1 pseudogene is annotated in these 448 nt (G+C 51.1%); it reads left to right on the top strand.

The window, feature by feature from the left end:
* Positions 1–448: pseudogene (locus tag I6F21_RS37845) on the top strand (AMP nucleosidase); the annotation flags it as partial.

The following is a 448-nucleotide window of genomic DNA, read 5'->3' on the forward strand; positions in this document are numbered from 1 at the left end:
ATCCTGATAGTCCCTACATTGCCCTTTCTTGTGCTGGCGGGAACTGGATCACTGCCGAAACCGAAGCGCCAGAAGAAGCCATTTCCGACCTTGCATGGAAAAAACACCAGATGCCAGCATGGCATTTAATTACCGCTGATGGTCAGGGTATTACTCTGGTGAATATTGGCGTGGGACCGTCCAATGCTAAAACCATCTGCGATCATCTGGCAGTGCTACGCCCGGATGTCTGGTTGATGATTGGTCACTGTGGCGGATTACGTGAAAGCCAGGCCATTGGAGATTATGTCCTTGCACACGCTTATTTACGCGATGACCACGTTCTTGATGCGGTTCTGCCGCCCGATATTCCTATTCCGAGCATTGCTGAAGTGCAACGTGCGCTTTATGACGCTACCAAGTTAGTCAGCGGCAGGCCTGGTGAAGAAGTCAAACAGCGGTTACGTAC

Origin of the sequence: Bradyrhizobium sp. NBAIM03, assembly GCF_020194055.1 — a bacterium.
Lineage (GTDB): Bacteria > Pseudomonadota > Alphaproteobacteria > Rhizobiales > Xanthobacteraceae > Bradyrhizobium > Bradyrhizobium yuanmingense.